The sequence below is a fragment of the Actinomadura rifamycini DSM 43936 genome (assembly GCF_000425065.1).
Taxonomy (GTDB): Bacteria; Actinomycetota; Actinomycetes; order Streptosporangiales; family Streptosporangiaceae; genus Spirillospora; species Spirillospora rifamycini.
Window position 1 is genome coordinate 20,500 of sequence record NZ_AULB01000018.1, and the last position, 15,410, is coordinate 35,909.

General features: G+C 75.9%; 14 protein-coding genes. 4 read left to right on the plus strand and 10 right to left on the minus strand.

What is annotated here, in order from left to right; all coding sequences use genetic code 11:
- Nucleotides 1-36: 36 nt before the first annotated feature.
- The 3 genes from H505_RS0118030 to H505_RS0118040 are packed head-to-tail and all read right to left on the minus strand — an operon-like array spanning nt 37 to nt 2,671.
- Entirely contained in the window at nt 37-696 is a 660-nt protein-coding gene (locus tag H505_RS0118030) for a response regulator (RefSeq protein WP_026403115.1), read from the minus strand.
- Nucleotides 693-1,838 (minus strand): sensor histidine kinase, encoded by a 1,146-nt coding sequence (locus tag H505_RS0118035; RefSeq protein ID WP_026403116.1) that lies wholly within the window; start codon nt 1,836-1,838, stop codon nt 693-695. The genes H505_RS0118030 and H505_RS0118035 overlap by 4 nt, the downstream gene beginning before the upstream one ends.
- Entirely contained in the window at nt 1,838-2,671 is an 834-nt protein-coding gene (locus H505_RS0118040) for a CPBP family intramembrane glutamic endopeptidase (protein ID WP_026403117.1), read from the minus strand. The genes H505_RS0118035 and H505_RS0118040 overlap by 1 nt, the downstream gene beginning before the upstream one ends.
- 232 nt (nt 2,672-2,903) lie before the next feature.
- Here H505_RS0118040 and H505_RS42635 point away from each other — a divergent pair, with 232 nt between their 5' ends.
- Nucleotides 2,904-3,842, plus strand: a complete 939-nt coding sequence (locus H505_RS42635) for an esterase/lipase family protein (RefSeq protein WP_034518488.1) — start codon at nt 2,904-2,906, stop codon at nt 3,840-3,842.
- A gap of 30 nt (nt 3,843-3,872) precedes the next feature.
- Here H505_RS42635 and H505_RS0118050 read toward each other — a convergent pair whose 3' ends face one another.
- Nucleotides 3,873-4,763: a TIGR03564 family F420-dependent LLM class oxidoreductase gene (locus H505_RS0118050; protein WP_026403118.1), complete on the minus strand. Its 891-nt coding sequence runs from the start codon at nt 4,761-4,763 to the stop codon at nt 3,873-3,875.
- 88 nt (nt 4,764-4,851) lie between these two features.
- Here H505_RS0118050 and H505_RS0118055 point away from each other — a divergent pair, with 88 nt between their 5' ends.
- Nucleotides 4,852-5,391 carry a TetR/AcrR family transcriptional regulator gene (locus H505_RS0118055; RefSeq protein WP_026403119.1) on the plus strand — a complete coding sequence of 180 codons (540 nt, stop codon included), beginning with the start codon at nt 4,852-4,854 and terminating at the stop codon, nt 5,389-5,391.
- 4 nt (nt 5,392-5,395) lie between these two features.
- Here the strand turns inward: H505_RS0118055 and H505_RS52410 are convergent, their stop codons facing one another.
- On the minus strand, nt 5,396-7,348 hold the full coding sequence (locus H505_RS52410) for a WD40 repeat domain-containing serine/threonine protein kinase (RefSeq protein ID WP_026403120.1): 1,953 nt from the start codon (nt 7,346-7,348) through the stop codon (nt 5,396-5,398).
- 183 nt (nt 7,349-7,531) lie between these two features.
- Between H505_RS52410 and H505_RS51060 the strand changes: the two genes are divergently transcribed.
- Together H505_RS51060 and H505_RS42650 are read left to right on the plus strand one after the other, a co-directional pair.
- Nucleotides 7,532-9,007 carry a DUF1990 family protein gene (locus H505_RS51060; protein ID WP_211238500.1) on the plus strand — a complete coding sequence of 492 codons (1,476 nt, stop codon included), beginning with the start codon at nt 7,532-7,534 and terminating at the stop codon, nt 9,005-9,007.
- Nucleotides 9,004-9,648 carry a DUF1990 family protein gene (locus H505_RS42650; RefSeq protein WP_051300834.1) on the plus strand — a complete coding sequence of 215 codons (645 nt, stop codon included), beginning with the start codon at nt 9,004-9,006 and terminating at the stop codon, nt 9,646-9,648. The genes H505_RS51060 and H505_RS42650 overlap by 4 nt, the downstream gene beginning before the upstream one ends.
- Nucleotides 9,649-9,661: 13 nt before the next feature.
- Here the strand turns inward: H505_RS42650 and H505_RS0118075 are convergent, their stop codons facing one another.
- From H505_RS0118075 to H505_RS42660, 5 genes are all read right to left on the minus strand, one after another.
- Nucleotides 9,662-11,230 carry a class I adenylate-forming enzyme family protein gene (locus tag H505_RS0118075; RefSeq protein ID WP_026403121.1) on the minus strand — a complete coding sequence of 523 codons (1,569 nt, stop codon included), beginning with the start codon at nt 11,228-11,230 and terminating at the stop codon, nt 9,662-9,664.
- 25 nt (nt 11,231-11,255) lie between these two features.
- Nucleotides 11,256-12,059 carry an SAM-dependent methyltransferase gene (locus H505_RS0118080; protein ID WP_341849565.1) on the minus strand — a complete coding sequence of 268 codons (804 nt, stop codon included), beginning with the start codon at nt 12,057-12,059 and terminating at the stop codon, nt 11,256-11,258.
- Nucleotides 12,060-12,224: 165 nt separating this feature from the next.
- Complete coding sequence (locus H505_RS42655; protein ID WP_051300835.1) at nt 12,225-13,259, minus strand: serine/threonine-protein kinase; 1,035 nt, start codon at nt 13,257-13,259, stop codon at nt 12,225-12,227.
- A gap of 71 nt (nt 13,260-13,330) precedes the next feature.
- Nucleotides 13,331-13,480, minus strand: a complete 150-nt coding sequence (locus tag H505_RS50620) for a hypothetical protein (RefSeq protein WP_169528841.1) — start codon at nt 13,478-13,480, stop codon at nt 13,331-13,333.
- Nucleotides 13,481-13,578: 98 nt separating this feature from the next.
- On the minus strand, nt 13,579-15,363 hold the full coding sequence (locus tag H505_RS42660) for an ATP-binding protein (protein WP_034518491.1): 1,785 nt from the start codon (nt 15,361-15,363) through the stop codon (nt 13,579-13,581).
- Nucleotides 15,364-15,410: the final 47 nt, after the last annotated feature.

The window sequence follows — 15,410 nt, forward strand, 5'->3', positions numbered from 1 at the left end:
GACTTCTCCACGCCACGCACCGGGCCGCGGGGTGGGTCAGGTGGCCAGGCCGTGGCGGTAGGCGTAGACGACGGCCTGGACGCGGTCGCGGAGGTCGAGTTTCGTGAGGATGCGGGAGACGTACGTCTTGACGGTCTCCTGGCTGATCACGAGGGTCGCGGCGATCTCGCTGTTGGAGCGGCCGTCGGCGATGAGGCGCAGGACCTCGAGTTCGCGGGGGGTCAGCGGGACGTCGTCCGCGCCGCCGCCGGCGGGGCGGATGCGGGCGGCGTAGCGGCCGACGAGGCGGCGGGTCACCTCGGGGGCGAGGAGCGCGGCGCCCGTCGCGACGGTGCGGATGCCGTGCAGGAGCTGGGCGGGCGGGGCGTCCTTGAGCAGGAACCCGCTCGCCCCCGCGCGCAGCGCCTCGTAGACGTACTCGTCGAGGTTGAACGTGGTGACGACGAGGACCTTGACGGGGTTCTGGACGCCGGCGCCCGCGAGCAGGCGGGTCGCCTCGATGCCGTCGAGGACGGGCATCCGGACGTCCATGACGACCATGTCCGGGTCCAGTTCGCGGGCGAGGTCGACGGCGGCGCGGCCGTCGCCGCACTCGCCGACGACCTCCAGGTCGGGCTGCGCGTCGATGATCGTGGTGAACCCGGTGCGGATCAGCGCCTGGTCGTCGCAGACCAGGACCCGGACGGGCGCGGTCACGGCGCGCTCGCGGCGGGGATGCGGGCGCGGACGACGAAGCCGCCGTCGGGGCCCGGGCCCGCGGCGAACTCGCCGCCGAGGCCGTCGACCCGTTCGCGGAGCCCCGCGAGGCCCCGTCCGCTCCCGCCGGGCGACCCGGCCGCCGTGCTCGGGCCGCGGGTGCCGACCTCCACGGTGATCTCCTTCTCTCCGTAGTTGACCTTGACCACGGTGGGGTTGCCGTGGGCGTACTTGAGGGCGTTCGTCAGGGACTCCTGGACGACGCGGTAGATGGTGAAGTCGGCGCTGCCGGCGCCTCCCGCGCCCTCCTCGGTGAACTCGACGGGCTGCCCGGCGCGGCGGGTCTGCTCGACGAGGGTCTGGAGTTCGCCGACGGCCGGTTTCGCGGGCTCGTCGTGGTCGGGGTTGAGCAGGTCGAGGAGGTGCCGCAGGTCGGAGATGGCGCGGCGGCCGGTGTCGGTGACGGAGCCGAGGGTCTCGTCGAGGCGCTCGGGGGCGGCGGTCAGGTACCGGGCGGCCTCGGCCTGGACGACCATCGCGGTGACGTGGTGGGTGACGACGTCGTGGAGCTCGCGGGCGATGCGGGTGCGTTCGGCGGCGCGGGTGGCGGCGGCGACGTGGCGGCGGCGCTCGGCCTCGACGGCGCGGATGTAGCGCAGCCAGGCGCCGACGCCCCACGCGAAGCACGTCGCCATGTAGAAGGTCACGAACTCCGCGACGCCCACGGACGGGGCGAGGCGGTGGAGCGCGACGGCGAGCGGCACGTACGCGGCGGTGAGCAGCAGGGCGGTCGTGCGGCGGTGCCACTCCAGGTGGGCGCCGGCGCTGAGCAGTGCGACGGCCATGCCGGTGCCCGCGAAGGTGTGGTAGCCGGAGAGCTGGTCGATGGCGAAGCCGATCGCCGTCAGGGCGAGGCAGACGGCCGTCCAGCGGCGGCGCACGACGAGCGGGAGGCTCTGGAGGGCGATCGCGGCGGCCGCGAGGGCGTCGAGGGGGCGGTCCGGGACGGCGCCGAGCTGCGTCCCCTGGCCCTGGAACATCGGGACGGCGGAGCCGACGGCCAGGAAGAGGGCGAGGGGGGTGTCCCGTACCGTGACGTCCAGGCGGTGCCACAGGTCGGGAGCCCTGCGGAGCGTGATCATCACTGGGCGAGCGTAGCGGTCGCGGCGGCCCGGTCGCGCCGGCGTCGCGGAACCACGTGGCCGCGGCGGTGGGCGAGCCACATGAAGACGACGGTGAGGACGGCGCCCGCCAGGACCGCGTACCCGCTCGCCTCCGGCCCGAAGTCGCCGCCGCTGAGCAGGACGGGACCGGACGTCGAGCTCTCCAGCAGGCCCTCGGAGTCGCCGTTGCCGGACACCTGGGTGCTGAAGATCCCGCCCTGGGCGAAGTTCCACGCGAAGTGCAGGCCGATCGGCACCCACAGGTTGCGGGTGGCGGCGTAGGCGGCGGCGAGCATGCCGCCGGCCTCGATGGCGATGGCGACCGCGCCCCACAGGTTGGCGTCCGGGTTGGCCATGTGCATGAGGCCGAACACGATTCCGGTGAGGGCCAGCGCCAGGTAGGTGCCGATGCGCTCCTCGATGATCCGGAACAGGACGCCGCGGAAGAGCAGCTCCTCGGTGACGGCGGCGGCGGCCATGAAGCCGAGGATGCCGAGGGCGCCGGTGAGGGAGCCGAAGCCCTCGACGTGGTAGCCGCCGAGGAGGTAGATGTGCCCGATGACCACCGCGAACATCGCGGTGCCGATCAGCATGCCGCGGACGGTGGCGAAGGCGGCGCCCTGAGCGGCCAGCTCGGTGACGGCGCGGCGCTCGGTGCGGCCCACGATCCAGGTGTAGGCGGGGACGGCGAGGGCGGCCGTCGCGAGGCCGGCGATGAGGGTGAGGTACCAGACGTCCTGGACGGCGCCGGCGACCGCGCCCCCGACGAACGCGACCGCCGCGACGGTCACGAGCTGCTTCAGCAGTCGCATGATGCCCCTTTCGAGATGCCGCGCCCGGTGCGCCGCGTGCAGGATCGACGCTAGGGATCCGGGGGTCGCGCATCTTCCCCGCACGGTGGACATTCGCGGGTAGCTCGCACGGGGGACAGCCGGGAGGGCGGCGGTCTCCGCGGCGTTTTCCGTCGCCGGGCGCGAAGGCGTCGCGGGGTTCTTGTCACCGGCGGCGTGGCGGGCCGAAGCTCTAACAGATAGCGTCGTCTGTATGACCTGGGGACGACGGGTACGGCACGGGCTCGCGGCGCTCTGCATCACGGTCGCGGCGGGGACGGCGGCGGCGCCGCACGCGGCGGCGGCGGACGAGGCGTACCCGGTGGGCGACGTCGGGACGGCGGTGCGCAACTTCTTCCTCAGCCCGGACGCCGTCGCCGGCGCGAACGACTGGGACTGCGAACCGTCGCCCGAGCACCCGAACCCGGTGGTGATCGTGCACGGGACGACGTCCAACCTCGGCTCCGCGGGGGCGGTGCTCGCGCCGACCCTCGCCAACGCCGGGTACTGCGTCTACGGGTTCAACTACGGCGGGACGCACCTGACGCTGGGCCGCGTCTACGGGCTCGGCGACATCGCGGAGTCGGCGCGGACGATGAGCGCGTTCGTCGACCGGGTGCTCGCCGCGACCGGCGCCGCCGAGGTCGACGTGGTCGGCGGCTCCCAGGGCGGCATGATGCCGAACTACTACATCAAGCGGCTGGGCGGCGCCGCGAAGGTGCGCTCCCTCGTCGCGCTCGGGCCGACCAACCACGGCACGACCATGGACGGCCTCGTCGACCTCGGGCGGCGGTTGGGCGTGCTCGGGCTGGTCAACGACTTCCTGCGGTTCGCCGGGTCGCCCGCGCACGTCCAGCAGGAGGCGGGGTCGGAGTTCCAGGAGGCGCTGTTCGCCGACGGCGACACCGTCCCGGGCGTCCGGTACGTGACGGTGGCGACCGCGCACGACACGACCGTCACCCCGCTCACCAACTCGTTCCTGCACGGCGGCGACTCGACCAACATCCTGCTGCAGGACCTGTGCCCGGACGACCCGGTGGGCCACGCCGGGCTCTGGTACGACGGCCCGGTCGCGCAGATCGTCCTCAACGCGCTCGGCCCGGACGACCCGGCGTTCGCGCCCGAGTGCACCGGCTACGGCCCGCCCGCCTGACCCGGCGCCCCGACTGCCCGGGCCGCCCGCTCAGCCGAGGGACGCGGCGAACTCCAGGACGCGGGGCGCGTCGCCGAACGGGGCGATCAGCAGGTCGGTGGCGCCCGCGTCGGCGAAGCGGCGCAGCTCCGCGGCGACGGCCGCCTCGTCCCCCGCGACGACCGTCTCGTGCACGCCCGCGAGCCCCTGGCGGTCGAGGGCCGCCCGGTAGGCGGCGAGGTCGGCCGCGGCGGCGAACCGGTCGGCGATCTCGCGGCGGACGGCGTCCGGGTCGGCGGTGAGGGCGACGAGGACGCCCGCGAGCACGCGGGGCGCGGGACGTCCGGCCGCCGCGGCGGCGGCGGTGATGCGCGGCACGACGTGGTCGGCGATCGCGGCGGCGCCCGTCCAGGTGGTGACGGTGCCGTCGGCGAGTTCCCCGGCGATGCGCAGCATCGCCGGGCCGAGCGCGGAGAGGAGCACCGGCGGCGGGGTCGTGCCGGGCGCGTCCACCGCGCCGACCGCGGTCAGCGTCTCGCCGCGGTGGGCGGGGTCCTCGCCGCGCAGCAGCGGGCGCAGCGCGGTCAGGTACTCGCGCGTGTGCCGCGCGGGACGGTCGTAGGGGATGCCGTGCCCGTCCTCGATGATCGGCCGGTGGCTCGGGCCGATGCCGAGGGTGAGGCGGCCGCCCGCCATCGCCTGCGCGGTGAGCGCCTGGCTCGCGAGCGCGAGGGGGTGCCGCGGGTACGTGGGGACGATCGCCGTGCCGACCTCGATGCCGGGCACCTCGCGCCCGGCGAGCGCCGCGGTCGTGAGGGCGTCGAAGGACGAGCCGTGCCCGAAGAACGCGCTGGCGAGCCCGGCGTCGCGGGCGAGGCGGGCCTGGGCGACGAGGTCGTCCAGGGGGGCGCCGCCGGCGATGGTGAACAGTCCGATGCGCATGATCGCTCCAACCTGAATCGGATATTCCGGTTCCGTTCGCCCAGGGTAACCTGAATTCGTGGTTCCGGTTGACCCTGGACGGAGGACGATGCGAGCCGACGCGCGCCGCAACCGCGAGCGGATCGTCGCCCGCGCCCTCGAACTGTTCGCCGAGTACGGACCCGGCGTCGGCATGGAGGACATCGCGCGCGCGGCGGGGCTCGGCGTGGGCACCCTCTACCGGCACTTCCCCGACCGCCGGGCGCTCGTCGAGGAGATCGCCGCCACCGCGCTGCGCCGGTACGCCGCGGAGCTCCGCGCGCTCGCCGCGCGGGACGTCCCGCGCTGGGACGTGTTCGCCGAGGTCGTCGCCCACTCCACCGAGCAGCCGTTCGCCCTCGTCAAAACGCTCGCCGAGGACGGGACGCCGCCGCCCGGCGAGCGGAACGCCCTGCAGCGGGAGGTCGACGGCCTCCTCCGGGAGATCGTCCGGGCCGCCCAGCGGGAGGGGGCGATGCGTGCCGACGTCCGCCCCGAGGAGGTCGTCGACCTCCTCGGCACCGCCGTCTGCCGGCCCGGGGCGCGTGCCGGCGACGCCCTCTGCCGGGTCGTGCTGGACGGCCTCCGGCGCAGGGACGGCGGCCGCTGAGCGGTCAGGCGGTCAGCTTCCACAGGCGGGCGGTGCGGTCGTCGCTCGCGCTCGCCAGCGCGGTCCCGCCGGGATGGAAGGCGAGCGCGTTGACGGCGCCCGTGTGCCCTTCGAGGATCCGGTCCACCCGCCCCGTGGCGACGTCCCAGAGCGTGATCTCGGCGGCGTCGGCGGCGTCGGGGACGGAGGAGACGGCCAGCAGCCGCCCGTCCGGGCTGAACGCGAGGGGGCCGGTGGCCTTCCCCCGGCCGGTGAGGTCGCGGAGCGTGCGGCCGGTGGAAAGGTCCCAGAGCCGGACGGGCGCGAGGACGCTGCTCGCGGCCAGGACGCGGCCGTCGCGGCTCAGGGCCACCGAGTGGGTCGGCACCCCGGCCCCGCGGAACTCCCGGAGGAACCCGCCGCTCGCGACGTCCCACAGGCGCACGCCCCGGCCGCCGCCGACGAGGTCGCGGCCGTCCGGGGTGAAGGCCAGCGAGGCGTCCGCGTCCCCGGCGAACCTCCGGACGAGCCGTCCGGTGGCGGCGTCCCACAGGATCGGGCCGCCGCCACCGGGCGCGTCCGTGGCGAGGTACCGCCCGTTCGGGGTGCCCGCCATCGCGGCGAACTCCCGCGGGTGCTCGCTGCGCCCCTGGGTGGGGAGGCCGCGGCGCGCCCGGCCCGCGGCGACGTCCCAGACCTGCACCCCCTCCGCGGCGCTGAACATGGTTTCGCCGTCCGGGGTGAAGGCCATCGAGACGACGGGGTAGCTGTGGGCGCGCAGCGTGCGGATCCGTTCGCCGGTCTCGACGTCCCACAGGATGATCGGGCCGTCCGCGCCGCCGGTGGCGAGCGCCGTGCCGTCCGGCGTGAAGGCCGCCTGGGACACCGCGCCGTGCCCGGTGAGGATCCGGTCGCTGATCCGCCGCGCGGTGCCGCCCGGCTTCCCGGAGTGCCCGCTCGCGTCGGAGTCGCGCGTGGCCAGGACGACGGCCGGGACGGCCACGGCGGCCGCGCCCGCGGCCCCGGCCAGCAGGAACCGGCGGCGCGGCATCCGGCGCGGCGGCGCCGTGCCCGCGTCCGGCCCGGGCCGGACGGTCGGCGCGGGCGCGGCGGGTGGCGCGGGCCGGGCGGGCGGGGCGGGCGCGGCGGGTGGCGCGGGCGCCGGGCGGGGGGCGGCTTCCGCGCCGGTCAGGTGCCGCAGCAGGTCGGCGGCCGTCGGGCGGTCGTCCGGGTCCTTCGCCAGGCAGGCCGCGATCAGCTCGCGCAGCCCGCCGGGCACCGCGCCGAGGTCGGGCTCGTCGTTGACGATGCGCAGGACGATCGCCGGGATGGTGTCCGCGGCGAACGGGCTGCGGCCCGCGGCGGCGAACGCGAGCACCCCGCCGAGCGAGAACACGTCGCTGGGCGGCCCGACGGCGCGGGAGTGGACCTGCTCGGGCGACATGAACGCGTACGTGCCGACCACCGCGCCCGTCGCGGTGAGGACGCTCGCGTCGGCCATGCGCGCGATGCCGAAGTCGATGATCCGCGCGCCGTCCGCGGCCATGATGACGTTGCCCGGCTTGAGGTCGCGGTGGACCAGCCCGCAGGCGTGGACCGCGGCCAGCCCCTCGGCGAGCTGGGCGGCGAGGGCGCGCACGCGGTCGGGCGGCAGCGGCCCGCCGTCCAGCACCAGCCGCCGCAGGGACGGGCCGGGGATGTACTCGGTGACCATCCACGGCGGGTCGTCGTGCGGCCCGGCGTCCACGACCTGCGCGGTGTGGAACCCGCCGACGCGCTGCGCCGCCGCGATCTCCCGGACGAACCGGCGGCGCGCGTCCGCGGTGTCCGCCAGCTCGGGCCTGATCACCTTCACCACCACGTCCCGGCCGCCGGGCGAGGCCGCGAGGTACACCTCGCCCATGCCGCCCGCGCCGAGCCGCCCGCGGAGCCGGTAGGCGCCGACCCGCGGCGGGTCGTGCGGTCGCAGTGGGTCCATCGTCCCCCCGAGGAAGCTCCGACGGCGATCATGCTGGGGGTCCGGGCGGCGTCGTGGTACCGGCCCGCCCGGCGGCCGGCGTCCCCGCGGCCCGGACGAATCCGGCCGATCCGTGTGATTCGGCACGCCTGTCCCGGGTAGGGCGACGGCCACACTCGGGACGGCGGACGATCGGGGGGCGCCGTGCGGCAGCGGTGGCGGAGGCGGGCGCGCTCGGCGCGCTGGCCCGCCGGGATGGCGATCGCGGGGTGGCGGTGGCTGCGCAGGTCGCGGCGGGTGCGGCGGGGCGGGCTGCGCACGGACGCCGTCGCGGAGGTCGAGCGGCTGCCGCACCGGGACGGGCGCGGGGTGCAGGACTCGCGGCAGGGCGCCGGGCCCGCGTTCCAGCGGCGGTACACGGTCCGGATCGCGGGCAGCCCGCTGACCCCGGAGGAGCTGATCACCCGCCTGGGCGACGACCTGAACGCGGCGTCGCCGGTGGAGGTCGCCGTCTTCGACAAGACGGCCGGGGCCGAAGGGCTGGTCGAGGTGGGCGACGAGTACCTCGTCCACATGCCCGGCCCGTGGAACTGCCCGGTGCGCGTCGTCGACCGGACGCCCGTGTCGTTCCGCTTCGTGACGCTGCGCGGGCACCTGGAGGCCGGGGAGATCGAGTTCCGGGCGGCGGACGCGCCGGACGGGCTCGTGTTCACGATCGAGTCGTGGGCGCGCAGCGGCGACCGGCTGGCGAGCGCCCTCTACAGCGGGCTGCGCGTCGCGAAGGAGATGCAGCTCCACATGTGGACGCACTTCTGCGAGCGGGTCGCCGAGCTGGCCGGGGGCCGCATGGCCGGCGAGATCGAGGTGCTCACCGAGCGGGCGGACACCCGCGGGACCGGGCCCGTCACGGACGCGCTCGCCGCGGCGGCCGCGAAGGGCTTCGCGCTCGCGGCGCGCCTGCGCGGCGGGCGCCCGCTGCACCCCGAGGGGCTCGTCTTCGACGCCGCGCTCGTCCTGCACGGCGCGCCGCGGGAGTGGTGCGTCCCGTTCCTGGACGACCGCGCCGTCCTGCACGGGACGGCGCGGCTGTCGCGCGCGGCCGGGACGCCGGACGCGTTCCCGGACGTCCTCGGGCTCGCGCTGCGCTGGCCGCCGGACGGCGGCGAGGGCGGGGCCGCCGGGGAGGGCGAGGCGGAGCTGCTGCTGGCGACGACGGGGCGCGGCCCGCTGGGACGCCACCTGCTGCGGCCCTCGACCCGCTGGGCCCCCGGCTTCTACGGGTCGCTGCTCGCGTACCGGGCGGGGGACCGGCGCGTGCTGCTCGGCGCGGCCGCGCGGGGCCCGCGGATCCGCCCGGCCGGCCTCGCGGGGCTCGCGCGCGCCGCGGACGCGCGCCCGCTGCTGTTCGACCTGCTGGTGGCGACGGAGTTCGGCCCGTGGGAGCGGTTCGGCGAGCTGCGGCTCACCGGGCCGGCGCGGACGGACGCGCGCGCGCCGATCCGCTTCGATCCCGAGCGGCGCCCCATCCCGGGGCTGCCTCCGGCGGGCCTGCTGCAGCGGGTGCGCGGCCCCGCGTACGCCGCCGTCCAGGAGGTCGCCCAACGCCGCGCCGGGCGCGGCGCCCGCCCCGCCCGCCCCGATCCCGAACCGCGCCGTCGACCGGAGAAAGCACCCCGATGAGGCACAGCGTCCCGGCGCCGCACCGGCTCCACGCCGACCTGCGGCACCGTCCCCCCAACTTCGACCCGGACGAGCCGCGCACGGGCCGCGGCTGGCACGTGGACGACGTCCGCCGCGCGCTGCCGCCGGAGCCGCCGGGGCCGCCGGTCCCCGGCGGGAGCTGGGAGACCGGCCGCCGGCTCGTCCGGGACTACGCGTACGCCGACCCGGCGATCATCCGGCGCGTGCAGGGCGCGGGCCCGCCCGAGCCCGGCCGGGACATGCTGCTGGAGGGCCGGTTCTGCGGGCTGCGCTTCCACCTCGCGGTCCGCGTCGGGGACGTCGCCGACCGCGTCGAGGAGATCGGCGGGCGGCCGGTGCGGGTGTGGGGCTGGAACTACCGGACGCTGCAAGGGCACCTGGAGCGCGGGCAGATGGACCAGGAGGTCCGCAAGTGGCTCGACACGGGCGAGGTCGAGTTCCGCATCCGCGCCGTGTCGCGGCGGGGGCGGATCCCGAACCCGGTCGTGCGGCTCGGGTTCATGCTGTTCGGCCGCCGCACGCAGCTCAAGTTCTACCGGCGGGCGTGCCGCCGCATGGAGCGCATGACGGCGGCCGCGCTCGCCGACCCCGGGCGGGCGCCCGTCCGGGACGCCGGATGACCCCGCCCCCGGCCTAGTCGGCCGGGACCGCCGCGTGCCGCTCCCGCAGCAGCGCCTTGTGGATCTTGCCGACGGGCGTCAGCGGGACCTCGGCGGTGATCACGAAGCGGCGCGGGACCTTGTAGTCGGCGAGCCGCTCCCGGCAGTACGCGGCCAGCTCGTCCGCCGTGGGCGGCGCGCCGTCCGGGCGGGGCACGACGTAGCAGCAGCCGACCTCGCCGAGGACGTCGTCGGGGACGCCGAACCCGGCGACCATCGCGACCTTGGGGTGCGCGCCGAGCACGTTCTCGATCTCCACCGGGTACACGTTGAAGCCGCCCTGGATGTACATCTCCTTCTTGCGGCCGCGCAGCACCACGTGCCCGTCCGGTTCCAGCAGCGCCATGTCGCCCGTCGCGAGCCAGCCGTCCGGCAGGAACGCCTCCGCGGTCTCCTCCGGCATGTCCCAGTAGCCGGCGGCGACGCAGCCGCCGCGGATCTGGAGCTCGCCGGTCTCCCCCGCCGGGAGGACGGCCCCGTCCGCGCCGACCGTCCGGGCCTCGAAGCCGCCGATCGGGACGCCGAGGGTCCGCGCGACCGTCTCGGCGTCGTCGTCCGTCCCGGACAGCACGCACGCGCCCGACGACTCCGACAGGCCGTACAGCCCGTACAGCGACGCGCCCGGGAAGGCGCGGCGGATCTCCTCGCCCAGCGCGGGCTCCACGTTGGAGCCGCCCGCGACGCACGTCCGGACGGACGACACGTCCCGCTCGGGGAGGCTCGCGTGCCCGAGCATCAGCGTGAACATCGTCGGGACGGCGCTCAGCAGCGTCACCCGGTGGCGCTCGACGGCGCGCAGGGCGCCGTCCGGGCTGAACGCGGGCAGCAGCGCCACCGCCGACCCCGCGGCCAGCGCGGCCGCGATCGTGCAGGTGATGCCGCCGACGTGGTTGAGCGGCAGGTGGCCGAGCAGCACGTCCCGCTCGTCCATGCCGAGGTGCGCGGCCTGCGCGGACGCCGACGCGAGCAGGCCGCCGTGCGTGATCACCGCGCCCTTCGGGCGTCCGGTGGTGCCCGAGGTGTAGAGGATCAGCAGCGGGTCGCCGGGGTCGACGGCGGCGCGGGCCGCGGCGAGCGCCGCCGGGTCGGGCGGTGCGGCGGCGAGGTCGTCGAACGAGCCCGCGCCGGGGAAGCCGGTGCCGAAGAACACGAAGTCGCGGACGCCGGGGATGCGCGGCCGGAACCCGTCGAAGAACGCGGCGAAGTCGAACCCGCCGACGGCGCCGGCGGAGACGACCGTCCGGGCGCCGCTCTGGCCGAGCATGTACGCCAGCTCGGCCTCCCGGTACCGGACGTTCAGCGGGACGACGACGGCGCCGATGCGGGCCGCGCCGAAGAAGACGGCGAGCCACTGCGGGGTGTTGGGCCCGAGCAGCCCGACGCGGTCGCCGCGGCCGACGCCGCGGGCGAGCAGCCCGGACGCGACGCGGTCGGCGAGTTCGTCGAAGGCGGGGTAGGTGATGGTGTCGTCGCCGTCGTACAGGAACGTGCCGCCCCTGGCCGCCGCGTCCCGCAGTGCGGCCCCGACCGTCGTCGCCTGCATACGTCCTCCTCGCTCGGTGGACCCTCTAGGGTTTGCGTCCGACCCCCGCGTAGAACCACGTCTGCCGGGCCCGGTCCGGGTCGACCGGGTGGTCGGGACGCCACAGCGGCGCCCACACCAGTCCGGGCTCGACGGGTTCGAACTCCCCGAACAGGGCGGTGACCTGCTCGAGGGTGCGGGGCGTTCCGGGAGCGGACGTGCGGTTGTAGACCTCGACGACCTTGGCGACGACGTCGGGGACGCCGTCGGCGGAGGCGTGGGTCATGACGAGGTGGCTGCCGGGCGCGAGGGCCTCGCGGAGCTCGGCCATGATGCCGGGCGGGTCGTCCTCGTCGGGGACGAAGTGCAGGGTCGCCACGAGGAGCAGCGCGACGGGCCTGGTGAGGTCGAGGAGATCGAGCTCCGGGTGCTCCAGGATGTCGCGGGGCCGCCGCAGGTCGGCCTCGATCATCCGGGTGACGTGCGACCCGGCGAGCAGCGCGCGGCCGTGCGCGACGACCTGGTCGTCGTAGTCGACGTAGACGGTCCGGGCGTCGGGGTTCACCGACTGGGCGATCTGGTGCACGTTCTGCTGCGTGGGCAGGCCGGTGCCGATGTCGAGGAACTGGTCGACGCCCTGCTCGGCGAGGTGGCGGACCGCGCGTCCGAGGAAAGCGCGGTTCTCCCTGATCAGGACGGGGAGCGTGGGATCGGCCGCGATCGCCTCCTCGGCGCGGAGCCGGTCGGCGGTGTAATGGTCCTTGCCGCCCAGGTAGTAGTCGTACATCCGCGCAATGTTCGGCACATTCGGGTCAAATCCGCCCGCAGCCCTCTGCTCCCGCACTTTCACGTCCCCTCACCAGCCACCCTCATCCCACAAGCTAGTACGAAATCGCGCCTAACCGTGATTCGCCGGACCCGGCGTGTCCGTTCGAAAATGGCCGGGCGGTCAGGAGATGTGCGTCGAGCCGATGATTTGCTCCAGATCGCCCTGGTTCGCTCCGGACGACGCCGGTCACGCGGGCGCCGGACGCCGGGCCCGCGCCCGGAGCAGGGCGGCGCCGACCGCGGCGCCGGCCGCCAGGACCGCCGCGGCGCCGACGGCCGCCCACACGGTCGCCGCGCGCCGCCGGGCACGCGGGACCGGGGCGCCGGAGGCGGTCGGCGGGGGCGGGGGCGGGGCGGCGGCGTCCGGACGGGAGACCGCCTCGTGCGGCCGGTCGGGCGGCCGGAGCCCGCCGGAGGCGGCCGCGGGATCGCACGCCGCGCGGACCTCTTCGGCCGTCGGGCGGTCGCCGGGGTCCTTGGCCAGGCACGCGGCGACCACGTCGCGCAGGTCGGCGGGCACGCCGGTCAGGTCGGGGGCCTCGTGGAGGAGCCCGCGCAGCATCGTCTCCATCGAATTCCCGTCGAAGGGCACGGCGCCGGTGGCGGCGAACACCAGCACCCTGCCGAGGGCGTACACGTCGGTGGCGTCCCGGATCTCCCAGTCGCCGCGGATCTGCTCGGGCGTCAGGTACAGCGCCGACCGGGCGGCCTCCCCGGCCTCGGTGCCCGGGTCGTCCTCCGCTGTCCGGACGGTCCCGAAGCCGACGATGCGCGGGCCGTCCGCGGTGAGGATCACGTCGCCGGAGTGCAGGTCGCGGCGCACCAGCCCGCAGGCGTGCAGGGCGGCGAGGCCCTCGGCGAGCCCCGCCCCGAGCGTCCGGACCGTGCGGGCCGGGAGCGGACCGCGCTCGGCGACGGTCTCCGCCAGCGAGGGGCCGGGGACGTACTCGGCGGCGAGCCAGGGCCGGTCGGCGTGCGGGTCGGCGTCCGCGACCCGCGCGTTGCGGGCGCCGCCGACCCGGCGGGCCGCCGCGGCCTCGGCGGCGAACCGGCGGCGGAACCCCTCCTCGGCGGCGAGCCCGGGACGGACCAGCGTCACCGCCACCGGGCGCCCGCCGGGCGCCCGGCCGAGGTAGGTGGGTCCCCGCCGGCCGTGGCCGAGGAGCGCGACCGGCGCGTACGGGCCCACGGCGGGCGGGTCGTCGTCGTGAAGCGGCAGCACTGCGACACCTCTCGTGTTGATCTTCCACGGGAGGAGACGCTCCGGACGGCCGTCCGGTTCGGGGGCGTCCGTCAGGAATCGGAGCGGACGAACGCGCTGAACCAGTGGCCGGTGATGTGGTCGGCCGGCGAGTAGAAAGGGAAGTCGGGGTCGGTCATCTGGCGGAACAGGAACTCGGTGGCCGTGCAGTCGAACCGGGTGCCCTCGTCGCGTTCGGTCACGGCGTAGACGGGCCAGCGGTCGGGGCCGGGGCCCTCGGCGATCCACCAGATCGTCTCGTGGGGGTCGCGCGTCGAGGTCGGTGTGGCGCCCGGCGCGCTCAGCCTCGTCCGCTGACGAACACCGACGTCCAGAACCGCTGCCGGGCGGGGTCGGCGCCGATCAGGTAGGTGGCCTTGAGCTTCGGCGGGAGCAGCGGCGCGAGCGCCGCGACGGCTTCCGCGTGGGCCTCCAGCTGCGACAGCTCCGCGTTCGCGAGGACGCGGTGGACGGTGTCCGTCGCGTCCGAGCCCTCGGGCGGCGCGTCGCGGAGCCGCCCGGTCCAGGCGTCGAGGTCGGCGGACAGCTCGCGCAGGCCGGTGACCGGACGGCGCGACAGCCGGGCCTCCAGGTCGGTGAGCGGCACGGGCGCGTAGTCGCCGTCACCGAGGTAGATCTTCGCGACGTCGAGCGGCAGCCCGCGGCCGTGCAGTCGGATGAGCCGCTCCAGGGTCCGCTTGGTCATCCACTGCCGGCCCTCGTCGTCGATGTCGTTCTTCCACCACTCCAGGACGGTCTCGGCGGTCGGCCCGTACCGGGAGATCAGCCACTCGTTGGCGGGGATGTCCTCGGGGTCGATCTCCAGCGACACGGTGAAGCGGGACGCCTGCGCGATGGTGTTGCGGGCCACGAGCAGCTTCCGCCCCAGGTGGTACGGCGGGTTCTGCAAGGCGATCTGCGCGCGGAGCCCCTCGATGCGGCGCCCGGCCAGGGACCACTCCTGGGTGATCTCCATGAGGCGCGCGAACGCGGCCTTGTCCTTCGGGCGGTTGTACTCGTCCCACACGATCGCCTTGTCGCCGTCGCCGACGAACGGCGCGGCCAGGAGGTTGTCGAGGGTGCCGTCGAGGGTGGGGACGGGCGCGCACAGGTCCTCGACGTTGGTGACGGGCAGCGAGAAGTACAGCGGGTCGGTGCCGAGCTCCTCCCGCACGACCTCCTTGACCACCTCCGTCTTGCCGCAGCCGGGCGGGCCCTGGACGAGCACGGCCCAGCGGCGGTCGAGGGCCGCGCGGACGGCGCGGCGGACGGCGTCCGGGACGTGCGCGGGGTTCGGGGCGTCCGCGCCCGCCCGGCGCAGCTCGGCGGCGACGCGGTCGAGGACGTCCGGGGCCTGGTCCGGGCCGGGGCGCCCGTCGGCCCCGGGCTCCGCGAGGGCGAGGCGGCGCCCGTCCACCAGCGGCAGCCCCCACGCGAGGGGGAACCCGGCGAGGCCGCAGTCGATGACGTGCTCCAGGGTGCGCGGGGACAGCAGGCGCCGCAGCGCGGGCGGCAGCGACGCCCACACGCGGAACACGCCGGTGAGGTCGACGCCGCGGAACGTGCGGGACAGCGCGGCGCGCCACGCGGTGTCGGCGGCGGTGACGCGCAGCGTCGCCATCCGGTCGAGGACGGCGAGGTCGGTGCGGCGCGCGGCGGTCTCGTCGAGGGACTCGTTGTCGGTGAGGAACACGCCGATGCAGCCGAGCGCGCGGAGGTCGTGCTCGCCGAGCGTCCAGGTGCAGGCGATCTGCATGAGCTGCGACTGGATGGTGGCGCCCGCCTGCAGCGAGTCGTCGATGAGCAGCACGAACGGCTTGCCGGGCTTGAGCTGCCGCATGATGAGCTGCCGCAGCACCAGCTCCCCGTCGCCGGGCCGCCGGACGGGCGCGTTGACGAGCAGGTCGTCGGGGGTGAGGTTCGCCGCGGGCACGTAGACGAGCCGGACGCCGTCGAGGGTGCGGACGTGGTGGAAGAACGTCGAGGTCTTCCCGATCCCGTGCTCGCCGAAGACCTGCCCGGTGATGCCCAGGTCGATCATCGTGTCGATGAAGTGGGCCAGCCGCGGCCCGTCCGGCATGCTCATGCGACCAGTGAAGCGGTCCGCGACGCCCGGGATCACCCGATTTAATG